Raw genomic sequence first — 26227 nt, forward strand, 5'->3', positions numbered from 1 at the left:
AGACCGCGGACTATCCGGCGAAAAACTTTTCGATCCGTTCGGCAATCCGTTCGGCGACCCGGGGTTTCGACAGCAGGGGGAGTTCCTCGCGGCCCGCACGGTCGATGAAGGTCACCTTGTTCGTGTCGCCGCGGAATCCGGCCCCGGCGTCGCGGAGCGAGTTGAGCACGATGAAGTCGAAATTCTTCTTCGCGAGTTTGGCTTCGGCGTGCGCCTGCTCGTCGTGGGTTTCCAGGGCGAAGCCCACCAGCAGGCGGCCGCCTTTGTGAGCGCCCAGTTCGGCGGCTATGTCCTGCGTACGGCGCAGGGTGATGCACATATCGCCGTCGCATTTCTTGATCTTGGTTTCCGATACCCGGTCGGGGGTGTAATCGGCTACGGCGGCGCACATCACGGCGCCGTCCGCCCTGTCGAAGGCCCGGACCGTCGCATCGTACATCTCGGCGGCCGAAAGCACGTCTATCCGCTCGACTCCCGGAGGTGTCGGCAGCGACGTGCGGCCCGTTACGAGCGTCACCTGCGCGCCCCTGTGGGCCAGTTCTCCGGCAATGGCATAGCCCATCTTGCCCGAGGAGTGGTTCGAGATGAACCGCACGGGGTCGATGGCTTCGATCGTGGCTCCTGCCGTGACGATCAGCCGTTTACCTTGCAGGCTCTTTTTTTTTTCGCGGAGGAGGCCGCCGACGAATGCGGCGATGGTTTCGGGTTCGGCCATGCGGCCTTTGCCCGTCAGTCCGCTGGCCAGTTCGCCTTCGCCCGGTTCTACGACGTGTACGCCGCGCCGGACGAGTGTCTGGAGGTTCTGCTGCGTGGCCTCGTGGGCATACATGTCCAGGTCCATGGCGGGAGCCACGGCTACCGGGCAGCGGGCCGAAAGATAGGTCGTCAGCAGCAGGTTGTCGGCGATGCCGGAGGCCATTTTGGCCAGCGTGTTGGCCGTGGCGGGGGCGATCAGGTAGCAGTCGGCCCACTCGCCGAGCGACACATGGGAGTTCCACGCGCCGTTTTCGGGGTCGAAGAACTCCACCAGGATGGGATTCTTCGAGAGCGTGGCCATCGTCAGCGGCGTGATGAACTGCTTCGCCAGGGGGGTCATCACCACGCGTACGTCGGCGCCTGCTGTCTTCAATAAACGACAAAGCACGGCAGCCTTGTAGGCTGCTATGCTACCTGTGATGCCCAATAGTATGTGGCGCCCCGCCAGCGGGGAACACGCGCTTTCGGATGCCATTGCGTGCGGATTTTAGATCTCCTTCATCACGCCGTCCTTGCCCTCCTTGAAGACCAGTTCGTGGTCGAGGAACTCCTCGGTGGCGATGATCACCGGTTTGGGCAGGCGCTCGTAGTAACGCGAAATCTCGATCTGCTCGCGGTTCTCGAAGGTCTCCTCCATGGTGTCGGTGGGCGACGAGAAATCGGCGAGCTTGCGGTTGAGTTCCGTTTTGAGTTCGGTCGAGATCTGGTTGGCGCGGCGGGCGATGATGTTGATGCTTTCGTAGACGTTGCCCGTCTCCTGGTCCAGATCCACCAGCTTGCGCGTGATGGTGTTGTTGGGAATGTTCTTCTTGATTTCCATCTTATATGTTGTTGTCTTTGTTATTGCGGTCGAGGTAGTCGCGGGCGTGCTGGGCCATGCGGTCGAGGGCCTTGACGTGCGTCGATTCGGGATACTCCTCCTTGAACGAAAGGTAGGAGTCGAGCATCGACAGGTAGCGGTCGGTCTGTTTTTCGAAGATCGAGTTGCTGGCCAGTTTGTAGCCGGAGTCGACGATCAGGTACATGATCTCTTCGCGGCGCTTGCTCTCGGGGTATTGTTTCAGTGCGTTCTTGAACGCCACGATCGCCGATTTGTACTTGCCGGTTTTATAATAGGTGTAGGCGTTCAGGTAGGCCTTCTCGTGCAGGCGTTCCGTCAGCTCGGTGTTGATCTTTTTGAAATCCTCGACGCGGTCGCTGTGCGGATAGCGTGACATGAATTCGTTGATGGCGATCAGCGCATGCCCGGTCATCGTCTGGTCGCGCGAGGGGCCCGGCGAGAGGTAGTAGAAGCAGAGTGCGTACATGCCTTCGGCGTCCTCGATGAAGGCGCTGCGGCCGAATTTGCGGCGGAAGTCGTCGAGCAGGGTCGAGGCCGTGTCGAAATCACGGTTCTTGTACTTGCAGCGGGCGTTGAAGAACGAGACGCTGTCTTCGCGCGACGTGCCCGTGTAGTAGTGCTGCACGCCCTCGAAAAGGGTCGAGGCGCGCTGCCATTTCTCTTTCTGGTAGTACTCCAGCGCCTTGCTGTAAATCAGTTCGGGCTGCCCGCTTTTCAGAAGGGCGTTCATTCCGGAGCATCCTCCGAGGATGATCGCAACCGCCACTCCGCAAAGGGCGTATAAAAAAGTCTGCTTCATTTATGAATCTTTTACGGCGCTTTATCGCGCAAAGTTACGCATAAATTAACGATTTGCAAAAAAAATTATTGCACGCCGGAGGCTCGAAGATGCGATGCGGGATGTTTTTTCCGGCCACAAGTGAAAATGCCTCCGCCGGGGCGGAGGCTCGGGGGTGAGGTCCGGTCGTTGCCATGGCAACTTTTTCATGCGGTAACGGGTTGATTTGCAGCCTGTCGTGGCGGATGGTGTTTTCTGCTCTGCATTGTCAGAAGAAAAATCCCAGGGAACCGCCGTAAACGATGTCGCGGGGAACTTTGACGCGTTGGGTCACTCCGTCGGAGGTGAAATTGTGCCAGACGCGCGAGCGCGGGTAGCCTGAAATGCGGAAGTCGATGAAGAATTTGCGGACGTTGAAGCCCAAACCGCCCATGACGCCTACGTCGCCGTTGTTGAACCGGACCTTGAGCACCTGCGGGACACTGCTTCGTTCGGAGCCTGTGACGCGGAACTGTGCGCCGCCGAACAGGCGCAGCACACCGAACTGGAAGCCGAGTTGGACGGGAATTTCGAACCGTTCGGTGCGCAGCGTGATGCGGCGGCTTCCGCTGTTTTCGGCCAGTACGTTGTAGTTTACGAAGGCGTAGTCGAGTTCCGACTGCAGGTGGAGGTGTTTCGACAGGTTGAGCCGCAGGACGAAGCCCACGTTGTAACCGGCCCGGACGGAACCGGGGGAAAAGCGGGTGTCGCCGATGCGGGTCGGGACGAACGAGTAGTCGGCGAAGCTGACGCCGCCGCGCACGCCGACCATCAGGCGCTGGGCGGAGGCCGCACCCGAGAGGACGAGGGCGAGGAGGAGGAAGAACAAGTGTTTCATAGACATTGATGTTTAGGACGGGATCACATCAGGGGTGACACGAGCCGGAGCACGTCGCCCAGTGTTCGCCGCCACAGCTGCGGACGCCACTCCGCGCGCGTGATGCGCCGGCACGAGGCGAGGTCGTCGTCGAAGGTTGCCGCCAACTGCCGGACAACCTCCCGGCCGCGGATGAAGGCCGTGACTTCGAGGTTGTCCGCCAGACTGCGGTAGTCCATGTTCGCGGTTCCGACCGACGCCAGCGTGTCGTCGACGATCACCAGTTTGGCGTGCAGGAATCCGTTGTCGTAGCGGTAGAGTTCGACCCCGGCGTCGAGCAGGTCCCCGACGTAGGAGTCGGACACGAGGTCCGAGAACGGCGAGTCGCTGCACGTCGGGATCATCACCTCGACCCGAATCCCGCCCCGTGCCGCCAGCCGCAGCGCGTCGAGGATCAGCGTCGGGGGCAGGAAGTAGGGCGAGCAGATGCGCACCCGCTCCCGGGCCCGGACGATGGCCGCTGCAAAGGCTTCGGCGATAGTCAGCCGCGAAGGGCCCTCTTCGGACCAGGCCAGCTGGATCGGCAGCCGCTGCCGGATACCGTGCGGGGCGACGTAACGGCGCGGGTCGAGACATTCGTCCGTGACACGCGCCCAGTCGGCGATGAAGAGCCGCTGCAAGTCCTTCACGGCGTCGCCCTCAATGCGAAGGTGCTCGTCGCGCCACTTGCCCATGTAATCTCCGTCGAGGTAGTATTTGGCAATATTTATGCCACCCAGAAAGGCGACGCGGCCGTCCGTAACGACTATTTTGCGGTGGTTGCGGCGCGAGACGCGCGTTGTGAACCACGGGAAGCGTACCGGTTCGAAAGCGGCTGTGCACACCCCGGCTTCGTGCATGCGGCGAAGCGTCGTGCGGCTGAGCCGCCACGAGCCTACGGCGTCGTAGATGACCCGTACTTCGAGCCCCGCGCGGGCCTTGCGGATCAGGATTTCGGCGATGGTGCGGCCGATGCGGTCGTCGCGGATGATGTAATACTCCATGTGGATCGAACGGACGGCGTGTTGCAGGGCTGCGATCAGCGCCGTGAAAGCGTTGTTGCCGTTGTGCAGCAGTTCGACGCTGTTGCGGGGCGCGGGGCGCGTCCCGCAGCCGCGGGCGACGATCTGTTCCACGGCGTCGCCCCGGTAGTCGCCCGGCTCGGGCGGCGGGGTTGCACGGCGGTATCCGGCCAGCACGTAAAGCAGCGTGCCGGCGACGGGCAGCAGGAAGACAAGTGCCAGCCATACGGCGGCTGAAGCGGGGATTCGCTGCTGGCGCGTGATGACGAGGGCTGCGCCGAGCGTCCACAGCAGATGAAGCGTAAGGGCGATGTACATAACCCCTGCGCCGGGCATGATTCGTGCCATGCGGAATGAAAAAAGATTTGGAAATATGGATTTTACTTCCTATCTTTGTCTATGCAATAGCAACAGGGTTCTGGCCTTTACGGGCCAGGATTCTTATTTTTACGATTTAAGTTTTTGGGGATTTTCTGCTTTTGACGGGAGATCCCGGAAAGTTATTGATTATGGCACAAGAGATTATTTACCTGACAGCGGAGGGCTACAAGAAAATCAAGGACGAACTCGACCACATGCGTTCCGTCGAACGTCCGGCGATTTCGGCGGCAATCGCCGAGGCGCGTGACAAGGGCGACCTTTCGGAGAACGCAGAGTATGACGCTGCCCGCGAGGCGCAGGGCCTGCTGGAAATGCGTATCGCCAAGCTGGAGGATACGATGGCCAATGCGCGCGTGATCGACGAGTCGAAGATCGACAAGAGCAAGGTGCAGATCCTGAGCAAGGTGACGCTCCTGAACCACAACAACCAGAAGCAGATGACCTACACGATCGTCGCCGAGCACGAGGCGAACCTGCGCGAGGGCAAGCTGGCGATCGGTACGCCTATCGCAAAGGCGCTGCTGGGCCGCAAGAAAGGCGACCGTGTGGACGTGGAGGTTCCGGCCGGTACGATCCATTTCGAGATTCTCGACATCAGCATCTGAGCCGCCCGGTTTTCCGGGGGCGTCCGCTTTCCCCGGGGATTGCCGGACAGGACATACATCCTCATTAATAGGTATTTTTGCAGGGACCGCTTGTCGCGGTCCCTTTTTTTCGTATCTTCGCCGCTGTGAAGAAGACGCAACAGTTCCTCAAACAATGTTATGCGGCATTTCTGCTGGCTGTCCTGCTCGCGGCCTACGCGGGCCAGAAGGTGCATATCTACCTGGAGGACCACGCTCACTTCGCGGCTTTCAGCGGCGATCTCGTCCCCGATAACGGCGCTGTCGAGCAGGTCGTCGAATTCTGTATCGTCGACGATTTCTATTTCTTCCCCTACCTGGCCGAAGTCCGGCCTCCGCATGAATTCTATTCCGAGATACTGGCCGTGCTGCTGCCCGAAGCCACGCGCTGCAAATGCGCGGCCGAGATTTTGTGTTTCTCCCTGCGGGCTCCTCCTGCGGCGTAATCTTGCTTTTTCGGTGATCCGCCTGTTTGTGTAAGTCTCTATCCGGAAGTGGCTTATGGCTGGGTCGAATTTGTAAACGCGGCTGAAGGCCGCGGCTATCCGCATGCCGGAGCGGGATTACTTACCTCATTATTCGATATTTTCATATGAAACGACATATCCTGTCGGGGCTCCTTGCGGTGTGCCTGACTGTCTCCGGCGTGATGGGCGCCGATGCGCCGCGCAAGGGCACGGACGCGAATCTTTTCGGCCACGTTGTGGACCGTGAAACCCATGAACACATTCCCTATGCCTCGGTAGCTGTCGTCGGTACGGCTTTCGGCACGACGACCGATGCCTCGGGGCACTATTTCCTGAAAAACCTTCCTGTCGGCGAACTGACGCTCGAAGTCCGTGCGTTGGGCTATGCTGCAGCGCAGATGGCCGTCACGCTGAAACAGGGCCAGACGCTGGAACTCAATTTCGAGGTGGCGCAGAGCGGCATTTCGATGGACGAAGTGGTCGTCTCGGCCAGCCGTTCGGCGACGCTGCGGCGCGAAGCTCCTGCGCTGGTAAGCGTGCTGGACGCAGGGTTGTTCGAACGGGCCAATGCCTCGTGCCTGGCGCAGGGGCTCGCCTTCCAGCCCGGCGTGCGCGTCGAGGACGACTGTCAGAACTGTGGCTTTACGCAGGTTCGCATCAACGGTCTCGACGGCCATTATTCCCAGATCCTGGTCGACTCGCACCCGGTCTTTTCGGCCCTGACGGGCGTTTACGGGCTGGAACAGATTCCGGCCAACATGATCGAGCGGGTCGAGGTGCTGCGCGGCGGCGGATCGGCGCTCTACGGTTCGTCGGCCATTGGCGGGACGATCAACATTATCACGAAGGAACCGACGCGCAGTTCGGCCCAGTTGTCGCATACGCTGACTTCGCTCGGGGGCAGCAACTCCTACGACAACAACACGATGCTCAACGCCTCGATCGTCTCCGAAAGCGGCCGTGCCGGCATCAGCGTCTTCGGCCAGAGCCGCCACCGGTCGGGCTACGACCACGACGGCGACGGATTCACCGAACTGCCTGTCATCAACAGCCAGTCGGTCGGCATGCGTTCGTTTTTCCGTACGGGGGCCTATTCGCGCATTACGGCCCAGTTTCACCACATCGACGAGTACCGCCGGGGCGGCGACCTGCTGAAGCAACCTCCCCACGAAGCCTTTGTCGCCGAGCAGACCGACCATGCGATCGATGGCGGAAGCCTCTCGTTCGACATCTCGTCGGCCGATCGCAGCAACCGCTTCAACGCCTACGCTTCGTTCCAGAATACGGCCCGCAAGAGCTACTACGGTAGTAACCAGGATCTCGACGCCTACGGCACGACGCACGATTTGACCGTCGCCGCGGGCATGCAGTATATTCGCGCTTTCCGGAAACTGCTGTTCATGCCTTCGGAGCTGACGCTCGGCACGGAGTACAGCTACGACGACCTTTCGGACCGTTCGATCGGTTACGATATCCATACCGACCAGACGGTGCACATCGTCGGGGCCTATCTCCAGAACGAATGGAAGACCAAAAAGTGGTCGCTGCTCATCGGCGGCCGTCTCGACAAGCACAACCTCGTGGACCATGCGATCTTCAGCCCCCGCGCCAATATCCGCTTCAACCCCTCGGAATCGGTGAACCTGCGCGTGAGTTACGCCGGGGGCTACCGCGCCCCGCAGGCCTTCGACGAGGATATGCACATCGCCATCGTGGGCGGCGAGCGGGTCCGCATCCGGCTGGCCGACGACCTGAAGGAGGAGCGTTCGCACAGTGTGAGCCTTTCGGCCGACCTCTACCATTCGTTCGGCAGCGTACAGACCAACCTGCTCGTCGAGGGATTTTATACGAAACTCGACGACGTGTTTGCCCTGCGCGACATCGAGGATACGGCCGACGGCGGCAAGGTCAAAGAGCGTTACAACGGCTCGGGCGCTACGGTGCGGGGGCTGAATGCCGAAGGCCGGGCGATTTTCACCCGCTGGTTCGAGTTGCAGGCCGGCGTGACGTGGCAGCGGAGCCGCTATGCCGAACCCGAATACTGGAGTGAGGACAAGACGGTCCCGCCCGTGCGCCGGATGTTCCGCACGCCCGACCTTTACGGTTATTTCACCGCATCGTTCAAGCCCCTGCGCAACTTTACGGCCGACGTGACCGGAACCTGCACGGGCGAGATGCTCGTGCAGCACATGGCCGGTTCGGGTGTGGAGCAGGACGTGGCCGTTACGACGCCCTCGTTCTGCGACGTGAACCTGCGCCTTGCATACGACCTGCGGATTTATAAAGAGATCACCCTCCAACTTTACGGCGGGGTGCAGAACCTGTTCAACGCCTACCAGAAGGATTTCGACAAGGGCGTGGACCGCGACTCGGGTTATATCTACGGTCCTTCGCTTCCGCGCAGTTGGTTTATCGGCGCAAAGGTCAGTTTCTGATACCGCGCTTCCGGGTACGAAAAAGCCGCTCCGACAATTCGGAGCGGCTTTTTGGATATATCGGGTTTCGGCGCGGCGAATGCCTTGCCCTTCCCGGCTGTGAATTAGAGCGCCTTGATCTCGTGCAGGACGTTGTTGGTCTTGCGAACGGCGTCAGCCGAAGCGGCGAACTTCTCGGCCTCTTCCTTCGTGAGGTCGATCTTCACGATCTTCTCGATGCCCTTGCGGCCGATGATCGCGGGAACGCCGATGCAGATGTCCTTCTGGCCGTATTCGCCGTCGAGGTAGCAGCAGCAGGGAACCATCTTCTTCTGGTCGTTGAGGATAGCCTCTACCATCATTGCTGCGCCGGCTCCGGGAGCATACCAGGCCGAAGTGCCGATGAGTTTGGTCAGCGTAGCGCCGCCTACCATCGTGTTGGCAACGACCTCCTCGAGTTTCTTCTTCGAAGCGAACTGCGAAACGGGAACGCCGTTTACGGTAGCCTTCGATACGAGCGGAATCATCGTCGTGTCGCCGTGGCCGCCGATGACCATGCCGTCGACGTTGTTGATGTTAGCGCCCGTAGCCTTGGCCAGGTAGCACTTGAAACGAGCCGAGTCCAGTGCGCCGCCCATGCCGATGATACGGTTCTTCGGGAGTCCCGAAGCCTTCAGGGCCAGGTAGGTCAGCGTGTCCATCGGGTTGGCGACCACGATGATGATGGCGCGGGGCGAGTATTTGATGACGTTCTCGATAACGCCCTTCATGATGCCGGCGTTCGTGCCGATCAGTTCCTCGCGGGTCATGCCCGGTTTGCGGGGAATACCCGAGGTGATGACTACAACGTCCGAATTGGCCGTCATCTTGTAATCGTTGGTTGCGCCGACGAGCTTCGTGTCGAAGTCCATCAGTGTCGAGCACTGGTACATGTCCAGCATCTTGCCTTCCGAGAGGCCTTCTTTGATGTCGATGAGGACAACTTCGCTCGCCACTTCGCGGCAAGCCATTACGTTTGCACAGGTTGCACCTACGGCGCCTGCACCTACGACAGTAACTTTTGACATAACAGTAAGTATTTGTGTTAATTGTTCGTTTCGTTTCTTCCGGGCCTGCCCGTTCGCGTTTTTCGGCCGCGTTTGCGAATCTGACCCTCCCTTGAATCCCCTCCTCGGAGGGGACTTTATCCGAAGGTTTTACAAGGTAACTCGTTGCAACGCGAAACTCCCGAATGTATAATTCGGTTCCGCCTGTCGCCCCTAAAGACCGCTTCTTAAGCGGACTATCCGATCAGCTTCTCGTAGTCGGCGGCGCTCAGCAGGGCGTCGTACTCGCTCTTGTCGGCGATTTTGACCTTGATGAGCCAGCCTTCGCCGTATGCGTCCTTGTTGACGACGGCGGGATCGGCGTCTACGGCTTCGTTGAACTCCAGGATTTCACCGCCCACGGGCAGGAATGCGTCGCTTACGGTTTTCACAGCTTCGATCGAGCCGAAAACTTCGCCTGCCGAGAGCGTCTCGCCGACGGTCGGAACGTCTACGAAGACGATGTCGCCCAACTGGCTCTGTGCAAAGTCGGTGATACCGATAACGGCTACGTCGCCCTCGATGCGACACCACTCGTGGTCGCTGGAGTATTTCAGATTTGCAGGTACGTTCATATTATTCTTAATATTTGATTTAAAATTAGCGGTTTTACGATGCAAATATAACTGTTATTTCTGTAACAGCAAAAGACTTTTACACTATTTTAGCATATATTTTTTCTGCGATATATTTTGGTTTATTGCCGGAAATTGACTAATTTTAAAATAGATATATTCCTTGGTTTAAAATCGTCATTTGCTTGCTTATGAAGAGGAGTTTTTTACTCAATGCATCCTTGCTGACCTTGGTCGTTCTGTCCGCCTTGTTTTCCTGTTCGAAAAGTCCGCAGGTTTCTGAAAAAATCCTGCCGGACAGTCCGTCGGGGTTCTCTTTTGTCGAGATAAAGCGATCGTTCGAATCGGATTATGCGGCTGTACCGCAGACTCGGGCGGATGGAGAATTCGATGAATCCGAAATCCTGTCGCCAGGCTGGATAACTCCCTTATGGGATTCCGTTTCGGTTTATTACGACGAACATCTTTTTCAGGCCGGTGTTGTGTTCGAAGCCCGGTATGGATACCGTTTGCTGCGCCGGGACGATACTGGTCTGCCGGAACTTTTTCCGATGCCGAGCCGTTTGATTGTGCTGAAAGATTCCGATACCGATGAAACGGCATCTTATCTGCGCTTCTTTATTCCGGATGCCGGTTGCGGCGAGTCGGATGCCGGGAACGGCTTTTCAGGACTGGTTCTCTATACGATGCTTTCGGGTTGTCCGGTCAGTGTCGGTAAATTCAGCGGCGGAGTTCTGTCCGAGTCGGCATCGCTTTGGGACGATTCGCGGACTATAGAGGAAAATGTCGATAAAATAATCGGACTCCTTCAGGATATATGTGTTGCAAGAGTGCGGCCGAGGTCGGTTACGCGGGGGATTGACGGCAACAATCTGATAGAAGACGTGGTAATTGTAGGCCATGCGCCGATCAATGTCTTCGACGACTTGATATCAATGGGTCCGGCGATTCCGCCGATTGAGCCTCCTTTTGGTGGTATTGACTTCGGGGGCAACAGCGGGGGCGGAGGTGGAAATTCCGATTCGGGAGGATCATCCGGTGCTTCTTATCCGAAGAATCCCAAGATAACGATGGATAAGCCGACCGTTAGAGCGGTGCTCGATTCCTTATACAACGATTGTATGGGGCAGTTGTTGATCAATGCCATCGGGAAATCGGTTACAATAACGTCCGGATACTTTGGCGGATCTCGTGTAATGCCGGTCGTCTATGATCTTCCTACCGGGCCGTTGATTACCGGTTATAACGTAGAGATAGGCTTCAGATGCGATCCCGTATCGGTTATGGAAGAACTGATGCATGTTTATCAATACCAGCGGCTGGGCATCGTTGACTTCCAGGACGCAAAGATGAACAACGAGGTCGAAGCCAAACTTGCATGGTACATGTATCTGGAGAGAGTCGGCAGTAAAGTAAAATTTGATAACGCACTTGGTGGACATGAGGGTGAAAGGCATTTCAGCAGTATGAGGAATTATGTTCTGCAAAACGATCTGGCAAGTCCTGTATTTACCGATGCCTATGAAAATGCCGTCGGAGAGTTGCGGAACATCAAGGCCTATAAGAATGAAGATCGCTATCCGTTCGATCCGGGAAAAATGAATGTGGAAAACTTATTGGAATTGTTGAAAGATTGTATAAATAAATAGAATGATGAAAAATTATATCTTGCTGTTGGCATTGACCTTTGCGACCGGAGCTTATTGCGAAAACCCGTATCAGAATGGCTCCACTGTTACTGCGGATGGAATTACCTTTAAAGTTGAGAATGATAAATTTGGCTTTGCTTTGTCGAATACAGCCAATATTTATGTTGACGAAGCCAACTGGCGTTATAAAGATGGCCGTGAATTGGAGACATTGGACGAATATGCGGTTATAGACGGCAGTATGAAGCCGGGCGTCGAAAACCTGGCGCTCCGCAAGTCTCTTCCGGATTCGGTTATTCTCTCGCTACGGTCCTATAAACATAGCCGTATGACGATCTTCTACGTGGTCGGTCCCGACGGCGATACGTTGGAGGTCACATTTATTATGAGTCCTGTTCCGGAGTTGCTGTCCCTGCCTCCGGAAACCTTTGCGCTGTTGGAGCATAATCTGAAAAAGTATGTGAAATGGGAGGTTAACAAGTACGGTCAACAACTTGAATTTATGCAAACCCGAAGTTTTGTACATTTTCAAAAAGTTCCGCTCAACAGTGAGGCTATTCAAGTAAATCCGAATATTGGCGGGGGCCTTGACAGTAACTTTGATACGGATCTTGGCGGGGATTATGAGGGCGTGAGGTGATTGTATCCCAAGAAACGACCCTGTTTGAGAAAACAGAACCGGAATCTGTCAGATTCCGGTTCTGTGCCTATTGCGTTTTTTCGATCACGAACTCGATCTCCTTGAACAGGTATTCGCGGAGCGAGCCGTCGGCGTGCCGCAAGAGGAGTTCGCCCGTGGGGCGCACCCCTTCGATGGCAGCCTCGGTCGGCGTGCCGTCGGGGTAGCGGTAGGTGTGGCGTTCGCCCAGCCGGTACATCCGTTCGCGGTAGTCGCGCTGGAGGGTTTCCCGCTCGCCCCGCTCGAGTTGCGCATAGCGGGTTTCGATGTGTTTCCCGAAGGCTTCGAGCACCTCGCTGCGGTCGAACGTGCGGCCTGCATCCACGGCCATCGAAACGGGGTTGGGAAGCGCCGGGTCGAACTCCGTCTGGTTGACGTTGATGCCGATGCCGACGATCGTACGCATGAGCATCGAGCCGGAATAGCTGTGTTCGATCAGGATGCCGACGAGTTTCCGATCCCCGGCGTAGATGTCGTTGGTCCACTTGATGCGCGTCGCGATGCCGAATTGGGCGAACGTGTCCGTCAGGGCGAGGGCCACGGCTTCATTGAGCAGGAACTGCTCGCCGGCGGGCATGAACGTCGGTTCGAGCACCAGCGAGAAGGTGAGATTCAGTCCCTCGGCGCTCAGCCACGCATGGCCCCGCTGGCCGCGTCCGGCGGTCTGCCGCTCGGCCCAGATGATGTCGCCGTGGCGGTATTTCGGCCCGCGCGCGTCGTCGTTGGTCGAGGTCGTTTCCGAAATGCGGTAAAGCATGGCTTATACCGATACGCCGAAATCGCGCAGGGCGTCGTTCAGCGAGGTTTTCTTGTCGGTGGACTCCTTGCGCTGGCCGATGATCAGGGCGCACGTGACGCTGTATTCGCCGGCCGGGAACTGTTTGCGGTAGCTGCCCGGGACGACCACCGAACGCGGCGGCACATACCCTTTGTAGGTGACGGGTTCGGGGCCTGTTACGTCGATGATGTGTGTCGAACCGGTGATTACGGTGTTCGAGCCGAGCACCGCCTCGCGGCAGATGTGTGCGCCTTCGACCACGATGCAGCGTGAGCCGATAAAACAACTGTCTTCGATAATTACGGGTGCGGCCTGCACGGGTTCCAGTACGCCGCCGATGCCTACGCCGCCCGAGAGGTGGACGTGCTTGCCGATCTGGGCGCACGAACCTACCGTGGCCCATGTGTCGACCATCGTGCCGGTGTCGACATAGGCGCCTATGTTCACGTACGAAGGCATCAGGATGGCTCCCGGGGCGATATAAGCGCCGTAGCGCGCCACGGCGTGGGGCACGACGCGCACCCCCAACTGCTCGTAGCCGTGCTTGAGTTCCATCTTGTCGTACCACTCCAGTTCGCCCGCCTCCATCTTGCGCATGGGCTGGATCGGGAAGTAGAGGATCACGGCTTTTTTGACCCACTCGTTGACTTTCCATTCGCTTTTGGCGAGGTCTACGGGTTCTGCGGTGCGGAGTTCGCCTTTGTCCACCATTTCGACGACCTGCCGCACGGCCTGCTGCGTGGCGGGGTCCTGGAGCAGTGCGCGGTTGTCCCACGCCTGCTCGATTATCGTTTTGAGTTCGTTATTCATGGTCTGTTGTTGTTTTCGAAAGCCAAAGTTACTGAAAATATCGAATTTTTCATAACTTTGCCCCGATCATCACCCAAACGGTTCAATATATGAAGTATTTATCCATCAAAACCGCCCTCCTGCTCGGTGCGGCGGCGATAGCGGCGAGTTGCGGCAATATGAAACAGATAAAACACCAGCCTTACCCCGTGGCGGAACGCGGCGAGGTGGCGGACAACTATTTCGGTACGGAGGTTCCCGACCCTTATCGTTGGCTCGAAGACGACAATTCCGAGGCCACGGCCGCATGGGTTGCCGCCGAGAATGCCGTGACGCAGGACTATCTTTCGCAAATCCCCTTCCGCGGGGCTATCCGCGAGCGGCTGACCCAATTGTGGAACTATGCCAAGGAGAGCGCCCCGCGCAAGCACGGCGACTGGTATTATTATACGTATAACGACGGTTTGCAGAACCAGGCGGTGATCTGCCGTACGAAGGAGCCGGGTGCGCCGGGCGAGGTATTCCTCGATCCCAATACACTCTCCGACGACGGTACGGTGGCCCTGGCCGCCACGTCGTTCTCGAAAGACGGACGCTATTTCGCCTATTCGGCGGCCGCCTCGGGCTCGGACTGGGTCGTAATCCGCGTGATCGACACCGAAACCGGATCGCTCGCCGCCGACCGGATCGAGTGGGTGAAGTTCTCGGGCGCACAGTGGGCTCCCGATTCGAAGGGATTTTATTACAGCGCCTACGACGCCCCCGAATCGGGCGTCTATTCGGCGCAGAACCAGTTCCAGAAGGTTTATTACCACAAACTGGGGACGCCCCAGTCGGCCGATGTGCTCGTTTACGAGGATCGGGAGCATCCGCTGCGTTACTTCTCGGCATGGCCCTCGGAGGACGGCAAATGGCTTTTCGTCGTGGGTTCGGAGGGCACGTCGGGAACCGAAGTGCTTTACAGGAAGATGTCGGAACCGAAATTCCGCACCCTGCTGCCGGGCTTCGACGCCGATTACATGCCTGTCGACTGCAAGGACGACCAGCTTTACTACGTGACCAACCGCAATGCGTCGAACTATGCGCTGATGAAGGTCGACCTGAACCGTCCGGCGGAGATCGTGACAGTGATTCCCGAAAGCGAGACGAACCTGCTCGAAGGCGTCGGAACGGCGGGCGGTTACCTGTTTGCCAGCTACCTGCAGGATGCGCAGAGCAAGGTTTGCCAGTATGACTACTCCGGCAAGCTGGTCCGCGAAGTGGCGCTTCCGGCCATCGGTTCGGTCGGCGGTTTCGACGGGAAAGAGAAAGATACGGAACTTTACTATACGCTGGTCAATTATACGGCGCCCGCGACGATCTACAAATACGACATCGCTTCGGGCGAAACGTCGCTTTACAAGGCTCCGGAGGTGAATTTCGACCCTGCGCTGTTCGTAACCGAGCAGGTATTCTACACCTCGAAGGACGGTACGAAGGTCCCGATGTTCGTTACTCATCGCAAGGACATGAAGCGCAACGGCAAGAATCCCTGCCTGCTCTATGCCTACGGCGGTTTCCAGATCAACCAGACCCCGACGTTCAAACCCTCGGAGCTGATGTTCGTCGAGCAGGGCGGCATCTACTGTGTGGCCAACCTGCGCGGTGGTTCGGAGTACGGCGAAGCGTGGCACAAGGCCGGCATGCTCGAAAACAAACAGAATGTCTTCGACGATTTCATCGCCGCCGCCGAGTACCTCGTGGCTGAAAAATACACGTCGTCGTCGAAACTGGCCATCCACGGCGGTTCGAACGGCGGCCTGCTGGTCGGCGCCTGCGAGGTGCAGCGCCCGGACCTCTACGCCGTCTGCTTCCCGGCGGTAGGTGTGCTGGATATGCTCCGCTACCACAAGTTCACCATCGGCTGGGGCTGGGCTGTGGAGTACGGCTCGTCGGACAACGAAGAGCAGTTTGCCTATATTTACAAGTATTCGCCCCTGCATAATATCAGGGAGGGTGTGAGCTATCCCGCGACGCTGGTGATGACTGCCGACCACGACGACCGCGTCGTTCCGGCCCACTCGTTCAAGTTCGCAGCCACGATGCAGCATGCCCAGGCGGGCGACGCTCCGGTGCTTATCCGCATCGACTCGAAAGCGGGGCACGGTGCAGGCAAACCCACTTCGAAACGCATCGACGAGGCGGCCGACATGTACGCATTCCTGTTCCAGAACATCGGTGTGCCGTACAAAGAAGTGAAAAAGTAGAACTATTCCGGGCGAAGTCCCGGTCGCGCTGCGACAAGCCCCTCCCGAGGGAAGAGCTTGGGGTGGGGTAGATTTGTAAACGCGGCGTTCCGCCGCGGGAGTCCGGCGGTCGGTTGCCTCTGGACGGGTAAAGAAGCTACGTTAGGTTAAAAAGAGAGATAACATGAAAGTTTACAAATTCGGAGGCGCGTCGGTGCGGAATGCCGACGGCGTAAGGAATCTGCGCAAGATCATCGACGACGAGCAGAATCTGTTCATCATCGTTTCAGCGATGGGCAAGACGACCAATGCCCTGGAAAAGGTGTTCGAAGGGCTTCAGAAAGGCGATAAACAGCTCTCCATGGAGCACGTTGAATCCCTGCGCAAGTACCATGCGGAGATCGTCGACGATTTGTGGCACGAGCCCAAACGGCTGCCGACAGTCGACACGCTGTTCGACGAACTGGAGAAAGTCGCGACTCAGACCGTCTATAAACCCGCCGATGCGGAGTTGTGGTACGATACGATCGTAGCCTTCGGGGAGTTGGTGTCGACGACGATCATCTCCGAATACCTGAACTACGCCGGGGTGTCGAACCATTGGATCGACATGCGCCGCTGTTTCCTCACCGAGCAGCGCCACAAGGATGCGGGCGTCGACATCGAAGCCTCGACGGCGCTGCTGAAAAATGCGCTGGGCAGCTGTGTCGAAAATATCTTCATCGGACAGGGATTCATCGGCGGTGCGCCCGACGGCACGACCACGACCCTCGGCCGCGAAGGATCGGACTACTCGGCGGCCGTGGTGGCCAACATCCTCGATGCGGAGTCGATGTCCGTGTGGAAGGATGTGGACGGCGTGATGAACGCCGACCCGAAGGCGTTTCCCGACGCCGTGCAGATCGCCGAACTGAACTACCTCGATACCATCGAACTGGCTTACAGCGGTGCGCAGATCATCCACCCCAAGACGATCAAACCGCTCCAGAACAAGAATATCCCGCTCTACGTGCGTCCCTTCGGCGACAAGCGCAAGCCCGGTACGGTGATCCGCGGCATGTCGGCCCCGGTCGACGTACCCATCCTGATCCTCAAGAAAGACCAGGTGCTGCTGACGATCCGTTCGCGTGACTTCTCGTTCGTACTGGAGGAGAAATTCGCCACGATCTTCTCGCTGCTGGAGCGTTTCCGCATCAAGGCCAACCTGATCCACAATTCGGCCGTGAACCTGAGCCTGTGTGTCGATAATTCGTGGCATATCGACGAGGCGATCGAGGCGCTGCGCGAAGCGGGCTTCGACGTGATGAAGGCCGAGAACATGGAACTGCTCACGGTGCGCGGCTATACCGACGAACTGTGGCGCAAATACGCCCGCGGTCCGCAGGTTTTTGTCCGGCAGGCTACGCAGTCGACCGTACGTGTGGTGCGCAAGCGCGAGTAAACGCTCTGCCGGAAAAAGAAAACGGCGGCCTCCTGCAAGGAGACTGCCGTTTTTCGTACCCGGACGCGGCGGTTACTGTTGTCCCGAGCGCAGCTTGTGGAGAATGCCGATCATCGATGTGTCCTTGATTTCGCCGCTGCGTTTCATGTTCCAGATCGTGCGGGCGATGTAACGCTCGATGTCGCGTTGCAGGCGTTTGTAAAGCGGGCATCTGGTATAGTTCTCGTTGTCGAGCAGCACGTCGCGGATCGAGCGCAGCGAGTTGGTGTAGTTCGACATTTCGTTCTTGAGCGCTACGCCCTGTTTCTTCGAGGCGGTGATCTTGGCGATCGACATGGCCCGCAGTTTTTCGCACACGGTGTTGAGCATGATCAGCACCACGTTGTCCATCAGCGTATGGCCGTGCATGAACAGGTAGGCGTTTTCGGGCGTCAGTCCGCGTTCTTTGAGTTGCTCTTCGAACTCCTTCATCGGTTCGGTCATCCGCGGATTGCGCTGGCGGAGCAGGTTTTCGCGTTTCGAGACGTTGCGCCGGAGCCACTCGATCGTCTTGGCCCCGTTGTCTTCGATGTCGAGGTAGCCGATGCGCACCGACTGTTTGAAGTCGATCAGCGGAAAGACGTTCTCCGAGGCCAGTTGCGCCGAGTAGGCGTACCAGAGGAACAGCGGATAAATCGTGCACGAATATGCGTGCATGAACTTCACGAAATCGAAGATGCGCGTGTCGTTCTTGGTGGCCTTGACGCAGACGTTGTGCAGCGAAGGGGCGTAGCAGAGGTAGTTTTCGGTGGCGTAGGCGTAGGTGTGGAACATGAAGCGGGCCCCTGCGACCTCTTTCGACTGGGGCGTGCGTCCGGCGAAGAGGTAGTCGAAGTCCGAGTCGACGCAGAGGATCATCTCCTCCGACGAACGGGGGATCATTCCCATGAGCACCTTCTTGCCTTTGGGCAGGTCGCCGCGGTCGGGAACCGAGATTTCGAAATGCAGGTAGGGATTTTGGAAGTGGTCGAAGATACCGCGCCAGAAGGCTACGTCTTCGTAGCCTTCGACATAGACCTTCACCAGGCGCTGGTCGGGGTTTGCCGGCAGCGGTTTGGGCAGCTCGTCGAGCGTCATCGGACGCGTGAAGGGGTTGAGCTTGCGCAGTTTTTCGCGGAACTTCTTAGCCATGCGTCAACAAAGATAAATATTTTACTAATTTTGCGCAATATATTACGCCGCTTTCAGCGTTTAATTTCAACCATTCGAACAACTATGGCCGACAACGATTGGAAATCGCGGCTCGGGATGGTCTACTCGACCGATCCGGGCTTCAACTACGAAACGGACGACGAATCCGAAGCCGAAACCCTGCCGCCCGGGCGGCAGAACCTGCGCGTGTGGCTCGACCGCAAGCAGCGGGCGGGCAAGGTTGTGACCCTCGTCAAGGGTTTCGTGGGCCGCGATGCCGACCTTCAGGAACTGGCGCGCCTGCTGAAATCCAAATGCGGTGTCGGCGGCTCCGCCAAGGAGGGCGAAATCATCATTCAGGGCGACCACCGCGACCGCGTGGTCGAACTGCTCACCCGCAGCGGCTACCGCTGCAAAAAAGCCGGATCGTAACGTGCGCCGGCTGCTGTTCCTCTTCGCACTTCTGTGCGCGGTGTGCGGCACGGAGCGCGCCGCCGCCCAGTATTACACCTGGGGTTCCGATCCTCCGCTGAAATGGTCGACGATCCGTACGCCCGACGTGCGGATGATCTATCCCGATACGGTCTCCGACATTGCCCGCCGCACGCTGTTCTACATCCGCACCGTGAGGCCCGACATCGGTTACGGCTTCCGCCACGGTCCGATGCGCATTCCCTTCGTCATGCACCCCGAGAATTTCCAGTCGAACGGGCTGGTGATGTATCTTCCCAAACGTGTGGAGTTCCTCACCTCGCCTGCTGTCGACAGCTATTCGATGCCGTGGTACAAACAACTCGTGGCCCACGAATACCGCCATGCCGTGCAGTACAACAACCTCGACCGGGGCGTTATCCGCGCCCTGAGCTATGTGCTCGGGCAGCAGGGTTCGACCATCGGCCTGCTGTGCATGCCGATCTGGGCCATGGAGGGCGACGCCGTGATGTCCGAGACGATGATGTCGTCGTTCGGCCGCGGCCTGCAACCTTCCTTCTCGCTGGCTTACCGCGCCATAGGGAGTGTCGGCCGCGACCGCCGCAACATCGACCGCTGGTTCTGCGGTTCCTACCGCGACTACATTCCCGACCACTACGAGCTGGGTTACCAGATCTGCTCTTATGCCTACGAACGTTACGGCGAGAACGTCTGGGACAAGGTCGCATGGTACGGCTCGCGCAATCCCTATGTGCTGGCCACGACGCGTGTCGCGTTGGGCAAGTTCTACAAGACTAACGTCATGAAACTCTTCCGCGAGACCTTCGACGAACTGGAACACTACTGGGATTCGCTGCCGAAGGTCGAAGACAGTGCGAAGACGCTCACTCCGCTTCCGGAGAAGAACTACACGACTTACCAGTGGCCCCTGCCGCTGGGCGATACGGCTGTGCTGGTGCTGAAAACCGACCTCGACCGCGTGTCGCGGTTCGTCGAGGTCGACCGTCGCACGGGCAAGGAACGCACGATCTGCCGTACGGGGCAGGTTTCGACGCGTCCGTCGCTGTCGGGCGGCCGCGTCTGGTGGACCGAGTACCGCCGCTCGGCGCTTTTCGAACAGCGCGTCAACTCGCAACTGTGCTACATGGACCTTGCCGACGGTGTGCCCCGTTCGGTTGCCCGGCAGCGACGGGTGCTCTATCCCACGGCTTCGGGGGAGGAGTTCGGATGGGTGGAATACAATCCCGATGGCCGCTATACGGTTTTCGTGCGTCACGGCGATGCTGCCCAGCGGCAGTTCGAGACGCCCGAACGCTCCGAGATTCACGGACTGGCATGGGACGACCTGACGGTGGCGTGGTATGTACTGGTCACGGACGACAGCGGCATGTGGATCGGTCGTATCGACTCCGACGGTATGCACCCGATCACCGAGGGGGCCTATATCACCCTCTCGAACCTCCGGGCCGGAGACGGCAAACTCTACTACGGTTCGATCGCTTCGGGTAAGGACGAAGCCCATTGCTACGACCTGATGGCCCGCCGCGAATACCGCATCACCACTTCGGCTTACGGCTCCTTCGCACCCGTCCCGACGGAGGACGGCGTGCTGCTGACGACCTACGACCGCCTCGGTTACCGGGTGACGGAGCAGGCGGCGGACCCTTCGGACAGTCTGCTGATTCCCGTTACGCCTTCGCAACTGCCTGTCAACCTCGTGAATCCGCCCCGCAAGCGCTGGGATGTGGTGAACCTCGATACGGTGAACTATACGCGTCTCGATTCCGTCGAACAGTGCGGCACGTTCCGCGCGAAGCGTTACCGCAAGGTTCCCAACCTGGTGAACGTCCATAGCTGGATGCCCGTGGCGTTCAATCCCTTCGCCGCGGTCGACGAACATGTAATCGACCTCAATGTGGGCCTCACGCTGATGTCGCAGAACCTGCTGTCGAACACCGAGGCGTACGCCTCCTACGGCTGGAACCGCCACGAAGGGTCGCTCGTGAACCTCGGCGTGCGCTATTTCGGGCTGGGGATGCGTTTTGACCTGGACGCCTCCTACGGCGGCAACCAGCTCTTCTACTCGCTGGCCGGGCGTGACGAGGAGGGCAATCCGGTCTACCAGACCCGCCCTGCACCCGACAAATACTACTCCGTGGGGTTGTCGACGACCCTTCCGCTCTATTTCCAGCGGGGTTACCATACGCGCCAGTTATCCGTTTCGGCGGGCTGGAACTATTCGAACGGCATGGTCGCCGACCTCGACAAGATCGAGTGGAGCAACGGCGGTATCCACAACATCCAGCGTATCGGCTTCAACAAGGGTTTGCACAAGGTTTCGTTCGGCGTCGGATTTTCCGACCAGGTGCGCATGGCCCACCGTGACATCGCACCCCGCTGGGGCTATACCCTCAGCACGAATTACACGTTCAATCCGGCAAACGCCCATTTCAGCGACCTGATGTCGTTCTACGGGCAGGCTTACCTGCCGGGATTCGCACCCCACAACTCGGTGCTCGTCGCCGCGACTTACCAGACTTCGGTCGGCGGTTACAAGTTCCCGGCGGGCTATGCGCCGCTGAGTTACAAATCCTCGCGGCTGATTCCCCGGGGCTTCACCTCGGCGGACATCGTTTCGAACAACTACACCGCCGCTGCGGTCAACTACCAGTTGCCGGTGTGGTATCCCGAAGGCGGTATCGGTTCGGTCGTCTACCTCAAACGCATCCGGCTCAACGTCGGAGGCGACTACGCGCAGTTCCGGCGTCCCGCAGGCGCAGGCATGGAGTGGCGGCGGATCTGGTCGGTGGGCGGGGACATCGTCGTCGACTTCAACGCCTTCCGGCAGCCGGCGTCGGCTACGTCGACCTTCAAACTGTCGTGTTACCATCCGTCGAACGGCGGCGTCTATGTCGCCGCATCGGTGGGGCTGCCTTTTTAAAGGATTTGCAATATATTTCGTATCTTTGTCGCAAATAGAGTCGTATGGCACAAAAGAAAAAGACGGGCGTCAGCCCGAAAACGATAAAATGGATCTGGTATGTGGCGTTCGCGCCCTTCGCGCTCCTGGCCCTGCTGTTGCTGCTCACAGCCTTCGGGGTATTCGGCCGCATGCCCTCGTTCGAAGAGTTGGAAAATCCCCGCAGCAACCTCGCCACGGAGGTTTACTCCGAGGACGGCAAGGTGATCGGAACCTTCTTCGTGCAGAACCGCTCTTACGTGCAGTACGCCGACCTCTATCCGTCGGACTCGACGCTCCACATTCGGCTGGCCGGGCACGAAGTCCCGCCCATCGTTGCGGCGCTCATTTCGACCGAAGACGCCCGTTTCCGTACCCATTCGGGTATCGACATCCCTTCGCTGGCGCGTGTGGCCGTGAAAACGCTGCTTTTGCAGAACACGTCGCAGGGCGGCGGATCGACGATTACGCAGCAGTTGGCCAAAAACCTCTTTCCGCGTGACACGGCCCGCAACCGCGGCGCCGTCGTGCGCAAAGCCAAACTCGTGACCTCGAAACTGAAGGAGTGGATCACGGCCCTTAAACTCGAATACAACTACACGAAGGAGGAGATTGCCGCCATGTACCTCAATACGGTGGAGTTCGGCTCGAATGCCTTCGGCATCAAGTCGGCTTCGCACACCTTCTTCAACAAGGAACCCGATGAACTCAACGTGCAGGAGGCTGCCGTGCTGGTGGGCGTGGTGAACGCCCCGACGCGCTATTCGCCGATCCTGAATCCCAAGAACGCCCTCGCGCGCCGCAACCTCGTGCTTTCGCGTATGGAGGAGTCCGGGGCGCTGACGCGCAAACAGCGCGATTCGCTTTCGGCGCTGCCGATCGTGACGAATTACAAGCCCGTATCCCACAACGAAGGCGCGGCGACCTATTTCCGCGAAATGCTGCGACTGGTGATGAACGCCCAGCCGCCCAAGCGCAGCCAGTTCTACAATGAGTGGGACTACGACCAGGCGCTCAAAGAGTATAACGAGAATCCGCTTTACGGCTGGTGTCACAAGAACCGCAAGGCCGACGGCACGCCCTACAACATCTACCGCGACGGACTGAAAATCTATACCACGATCAACTCCGTGATGCAGACCTACGCCGAGCAGGCCGTACAGCAGCAGATGGAGAAGGAGATTCAGCCCAAGATGGATGCGCAGTTCCGGGCGACGAAGACGCTCTTCGTCGACGCCGACAAGGAGGAGCGCGACCGCATCATGCGCCATGCCGTGCGCTATTCCGACCGTTACCGCGAGATGAAGAACGCCGGGGCGAGCGAGAAGGAGATCACCGCGGCGTTCGACAAACCCTGCAACATGCGGGTATTCACCTACAAGGGCGAGCGCGACACGCTGATGTCGCCGCGCGACTCGATCCTCCACCACAAACGCATCATGCGTGCAGCGATGGTGTCGCTCGATCCCCGTACGGGTTTCGTAAAGGCCTATGTCGGAGGACCTAACTTCCGTTACTTCAAGTACGACATGGCCAAGCAGGGCAAACGCCAGATCGGTTCGACGATCAAGCCCTTCGTCTACACGTTCGCCATCGACCACCTGGGCCTGACGCCCTGCACGATGGTCCCGAACCTGCCGACGACCATCGAGACCGCCAACGGCACGGCATGGTCGCCCAAGGAGGCCGGCAATGTCGAGTACGACGGCGTGCTGCATCCCCTGAAATGGGGCCTTGCGCGTAGCCGCAACAACTATTCGGCGTGGATCATGAAACAGGCCAAACAGCCTGCCGCCGTGGCCGACTTCATCCATAACATGGGTATCCGCAGTTACATCGATCCCGTTCCGGCGCTGGCCCTCGGCTCCTCGGAGTCGAACGTTTACGAACTGGTGAGCGCTTTTTCGACCTTCGCCAATCAGGGCGTGCACACCGATCCGATCTTTGTGACGCGGATCGAAGATCGTCAGGGCAACCTGATTGCCAGTTTCATTCCCCAGTCGCAGGACGCTGTCAGCGAACGTACGGCTTATACGATGCTTACGATGCTGCAGGATGTGGTCAACTCGGGAACGGCGGGCCGCCTGAGATGGCAGTTCGGACTGACCAACATGGAGATCGGCGGTAAGACCGGAACCTCGAACAAGAACCGCGACGCGTGGTTCATGAGCGTGGCTCCGAAACTCGTGACAGGAGCCTGGGTCGGCGGTGAGGACCAGTCGGTGCATTTCATCCGGGGCGGAGAGGGCAGTGTGATGGCCCTGCCGATCGTGGGCGCATACCTGAAAAAAATCTACGACGACGGGCGTTTCGGCATCAGCCGTTCGGACCAGTTCGTACGTCCGGCGATGATGCCCCGCTATGACTGCGAGGACGAAGCGGACTCCGAAGGCCCGAACAACGCCGAGGACGAAAACTTCTTCGATTAACCCGCCCCGAGAGCGAACCTCGGGGACGATGGCCGGGCCGTGACGTTCCCGGCTCCGGGGCTGTGTATCCGCCGGGGAGTTATTGGGGGATTATCGGACTGATTTTTTTGCAGTTCACCCTGAATTCGTTATATTTGCCACCGAACTCCTGTGTACGGTTCGTCCGAGCGGGAGCGATGATCACATTCTAATTTTATCAAAAATGAAGATTGCTATTGTGGGCGTCAGCGGTGCTGTAGGCCAAGAATTTTTGCGGATTTTGGAGGAGCGCAATCTCCCGATCGACGAACTCGTGCTGTTCGGTTCGCAGCGCAGTGCGGGCCGTACTTATAAATTCCGCGGAAAAGAGCTTACCGTCAAACTGCTGCAACACAACGACGATTTCAAGGGAATCGATTTTGCCCTGACATCGGCCGGGGCCGGTACGTCGAAGGAGTTTGCCGAGACGATCACCAGGCACGGTACGATCATGATCGACAATTCGAGCGCTTTCCGCATGGACGCCGACGTGCCCCTCGTCGTTCCGGAGGTCAATCCCGAAGACGCGAAGAACGCACCCCGCCGCATTATCGCCAATCCCAACTGCACGACTATCCAGATGGTCGTGGCGCTGAAGGCGATCGAAGACCTGTCGCACATCCGCCGCGTTCACGTGTCGACCTACCAGTCGGCCAGCGGCGCCGGGGCTGCCGGCATGATGGAATTGGAGGCGCAGCATGCCGAGTTGTGCGGCGGCAAAGAGCCTACCGTGGCGAAATTTGCTTTCCAGTTGGCTTACAATGTCATTCCGCATATCGACGTTTTCACCGACAACGACTATACGAAGGAAGAGATGAAGATGTTCCACGAGACGCGCAAGATCATGCACTCGGACATTGCCGTGTCGGCGACCTGCGTGCGCGTCCCGGTGATGCGCGCCCATTCGGAGAGCGTGTGGCTCGAAACCGAACGTCCCGTGTCGGTTCCCGAAGCCCGCGAAGCCTTCTCGAAGGCCAAGGGCGTGGTGCTGATGGACGATCCCGCCGGCAAGGTCTATCCGATGCCGCTCTTCATCGCCGGACAGGATCCCGTTTACGTGGGGCGTATCCGCAAGGATTTGACTTCGGACAACGGTCTGACCTTCTGGTGCGTGAGCGACCAGATCAAGAAGGGTGCGGCGCTCAATGCCGTGCAGATACTCGAAACGCTGATTTAGTTTCTGCGGCCTGATATGGAGATTGCCGCCCGTTGCTCGATTCGGAATATGAAAAAACTTCTTGCAGAACTCAATGCGATGCCCGGACCCGTATGGGTTTTCGGCGCTTACGGCGTTTTCCGGATGTGGTCGTGGCTGATCGGACGGGTTATCTCCGGGAGCCTGCCGGCGACGTGGTTGACCGCCTCTGTTGAACTTGGCGTATTTCTCGCTGCGTTGCTGCCGCTGCTGTTGTTTTGGCTGCTGCTGAAACGGAGCCCCTATGCTGTGCAGCAGGTCAGCCTGTACGTGGGATTGAAGGCCGCCGCACATTTCGTCGCTCTGATTCTTCCGCTCTTTAACGATTCCTGGGGACACTCGGATATCGTACGCTTGGTATTGACCAATGTGGTGACGTGTGTTTTGTGGTTCGGGGCGCTGCGTTATTTCGAACGTTCGGAGGACATTGCCCGGCTGTTTCCTGCCGAGGAACGGCGGCGTTCGTGGTGGTCCGTTGTACCGATGGTCGCATTGATTTTGATTTGCGGCGAATAGCGGCACTTTGTTGACAAATGGAGTCCGGTTCGGAAGGACCGGGCTCCGTTTGTGTTTCCGGATTCCGGCCTGGAATGAAGGTCTTACTCGGTTAAGTGGGCTGGGTATAC

General features: G+C 58.5%; 22 protein-coding genes. 12 read left to right on the top strand and 10 right to left on the bottom strand.

The window, feature by feature from the left end; translation table 11 throughout:
* Window positions 1-10: 10 nt before the first annotated feature.
* The 5 genes from coaBC to cls all read right to left on the bottom strand — a co-directional run bounded on the left by coaBC (window position 11) and on the right by cls (window position 4640).
* Window positions 11-1231 carry a bifunctional phosphopantothenoylcysteine decarboxylase/phosphopantothenate--cysteine ligase CoaBC gene (gene coaBC / locus I2E69_RS09455; RefSeq protein WP_195460978.1) on the bottom strand — a complete coding sequence of 407 codons (1221 nt, stop codon included), beginning with the start codon at window positions 1229-1231 and terminating at the stop codon, window positions 11-13.
* A 12-nt stretch (window positions 1232-1243) separates the two neighbouring features.
* Window positions 1244-1576: a DNA-directed RNA polymerase subunit omega gene (locus tag I2E69_RS09460; protein ID WP_195460979.1), complete on the bottom strand. Its 333-nt coding sequence runs from the start codon at window positions 1574-1576 to the stop codon at window positions 1244-1246.
* Window position 1577: 1 nt separating this feature from the next.
* The gene (locus tag I2E69_RS09465; RefSeq protein WP_195460980.1) at window positions 1578-2396 is read right to left on the bottom strand and encodes an outer membrane protein assembly factor BamD; all 819 of its coding nucleotides are present in this window, start codon (window positions 2394-2396) and stop codon (window positions 1578-1580) included.
* 247 nt (window positions 2397-2643) lie between these two features.
* Complete coding sequence (locus I2E69_RS09470) at window positions 2644-3252, bottom strand: porin family protein (RefSeq protein ID WP_195460981.1); 609 nt, start codon at window positions 3250-3252, stop codon at window positions 2644-2646.
* Between the two features lie 23 nt (window positions 3253-3275).
* Window positions 3276-4640, bottom strand: a complete 1365-nt coding sequence (cls, locus tag I2E69_RS09475) for a cardiolipin synthase (RefSeq protein WP_229095442.1) — start codon at window positions 4638-4640, stop codon at window positions 3276-3278.
* 161 nt (window positions 4641-4801) lie between these two features.
* Between cls and greA the strand changes: the two genes are divergently transcribed.
* The 3 genes from greA to I2E69_RS09490 all read left to right on the top strand — a co-directional run bounded on the left by greA (window position 4802) and on the right by I2E69_RS09490 (window position 8198).
* The gene (greA, locus tag I2E69_RS09480; protein WP_195460982.1) at window positions 4802-5278 is read left to right on the top strand and encodes a transcription elongation factor GreA; all 477 of its coding nucleotides are present in this window, start codon (window positions 4802-4804) and stop codon (window positions 5276-5278) included.
* Window positions 5279-5403: 125 nt separating this feature from the next.
* Entirely contained in the window at window positions 5404-5742 is a 339-nt protein-coding gene (locus I2E69_RS09485) for a hypothetical protein (RefSeq protein ID WP_317191093.1), read from the top strand.
* A 146-nt stretch (window positions 5743-5888) separates the two neighbouring features.
* Window positions 5889-8198 (top strand): TonB-dependent receptor, encoded by a 2310-nt coding sequence (locus I2E69_RS09490; RefSeq protein WP_195460983.1) that lies wholly within the window; start codon window positions 5889-5891, stop codon window positions 8196-8198.
* A gap of 104 nt (window positions 8199-8302) precedes the next feature.
* Here the strand turns inward: I2E69_RS09490 and mdh are convergent, their stop codons facing one another.
* Entirely contained in the window at window positions 8303-9244 is a 942-nt protein-coding gene (mdh, locus tag I2E69_RS09495) for a malate dehydrogenase (RefSeq protein ID WP_195460984.1), read from the bottom strand.
* 215 nt (window positions 9245-9459) lie between these two features.
* A complete protein-coding gene (gcvH, locus tag I2E69_RS09500) occupies window positions 9460-9837 on the bottom strand; it encodes a glycine cleavage system protein GcvH (RefSeq protein WP_195460985.1) in 378 nt (125 codons plus the stop codon).
* Between the two features lie 191 nt (window positions 9838-10028).
* On the opposite strand from gcvH, the gene I2E69_RS09505 reads away from it, so the two are divergent.
* The gene (locus I2E69_RS09505) at window positions 10029-11486 is read left to right on the top strand and encodes a hypothetical protein (protein ID WP_195460986.1); all 1458 of its coding nucleotides are present in this window, start codon (window positions 10029-10031) and stop codon (window positions 11484-11486) included.
* A gap of 1 nt (window position 11487) precedes the next feature.
* Complete coding sequence (locus tag I2E69_RS09510; protein ID WP_195460987.1) at window positions 11488-12126, top strand: hypothetical protein; 639 nt, start codon at window positions 11488-11490, stop codon at window positions 12124-12126.
* A gap of 67 nt (window positions 12127-12193) precedes the next feature.
* Here the strand turns inward: I2E69_RS09510 and I2E69_RS09515 are convergent, their stop codons facing one another.
* Together I2E69_RS09515 and I2E69_RS09520 are read right to left on the bottom strand one after the other, a co-directional pair.
* The gene (locus I2E69_RS09515; protein ID WP_195460988.1) at window positions 12194-12922 is read right to left on the bottom strand and encodes a biotin--[acetyl-CoA-carboxylase] ligase; all 729 of its coding nucleotides are present in this window, start codon (window positions 12920-12922) and stop codon (window positions 12194-12196) included.
* Between the two features lie 3 nt (window positions 12923-12925).
* Window positions 12926-13753, bottom strand: coding sequence for a 2,3,4,5-tetrahydropyridine-2,6-dicarboxylate N-succinyltransferase (locus I2E69_RS09520; protein WP_195460989.1), 828 nt, complete (start codon window positions 13751-13753; stop codon window positions 12926-12928).
* Between the two features lie 89 nt (window positions 13754-13842).
* Between I2E69_RS09520 and I2E69_RS09525 the strand changes: the two genes are divergently transcribed.
* Together I2E69_RS09525 and I2E69_RS09530 are read left to right on the top strand one after the other, a co-directional pair.
* Entirely contained in the window at window positions 13843-15978 is a 2136-nt protein-coding gene (locus I2E69_RS09525) for a prolyl oligopeptidase family serine peptidase (protein WP_195460990.1), read from the top strand.
* Window positions 15979-16141: 163 nt separating this feature from the next.
* On the top strand, window positions 16142-17398 hold the full coding sequence (locus tag I2E69_RS09530; RefSeq protein WP_195460991.1) for an aspartate kinase: 1257 nt from the start codon (window positions 16142-16144) through the stop codon (window positions 17396-17398).
* Between the two features lie 72 nt (window positions 17399-17470).
* Here the strand turns inward: I2E69_RS09530 and I2E69_RS09535 are convergent, their stop codons facing one another.
* Window positions 17471-18568 (bottom strand): DUF4435 domain-containing protein, encoded by a 1098-nt coding sequence (locus I2E69_RS09535; RefSeq protein ID WP_195460992.1) that lies wholly within the window; start codon window positions 18566-18568, stop codon window positions 17471-17473.
* Window positions 18569-18652: 84 nt separating this feature from the next.
* Between I2E69_RS09535 and I2E69_RS09540 the strand changes: the two genes are divergently transcribed.
* From I2E69_RS09540 to I2E69_RS09560, 5 genes are all read left to right on the top strand, one after another.
* Window positions 18653-19000 carry a translation initiation factor gene (locus I2E69_RS09540; RefSeq protein WP_195460993.1) on the top strand — a complete coding sequence of 116 codons (348 nt, stop codon included), beginning with the start codon at window positions 18653-18655 and terminating at the stop codon, window positions 18998-19000.
* Window position 19001: 1 nt separating this feature from the next.
* On the top strand, window positions 19002-21941 hold the full coding sequence (locus I2E69_RS09545) for a hypothetical protein (RefSeq protein ID WP_195460994.1): 2940 nt from the start codon (window positions 19002-19004) through the stop codon (window positions 21939-21941).
* A gap of 44 nt (window positions 21942-21985) precedes the next feature.
* On the top strand, window positions 21986-24388 hold the full coding sequence (locus tag I2E69_RS09550) for a transglycosylase domain-containing protein (RefSeq protein ID WP_195460995.1): 2403 nt from the start codon (window positions 21986-21988) through the stop codon (window positions 24386-24388).
* 202 nt (window positions 24389-24590) lie between these two features.
* Entirely contained in the window at window positions 24591-25583 is a 993-nt protein-coding gene (locus I2E69_RS09555; RefSeq protein ID WP_195460996.1) for an aspartate-semialdehyde dehydrogenase, read from the top strand.
* 48 nt (window positions 25584-25631) lie between these two features.
* Window positions 25632-26117 carry a hypothetical protein gene (locus I2E69_RS09560; RefSeq protein ID WP_195460997.1) on the top strand — a complete coding sequence of 162 codons (486 nt, stop codon included), beginning with the start codon at window positions 25632-25634 and terminating at the stop codon, window positions 26115-26117.
* Window positions 26118-26227: the final 110 nt, after the last annotated feature.

This window comes from Alistipes sp. D31t1_170403_E11 (assembly GCF_015553985.1).
Taxonomy (GTDB): domain Bacteria; phylum Bacteroidota; class Bacteroidia; order Bacteroidales; family Rikenellaceae; genus Alistipes; species Alistipes montrealensis.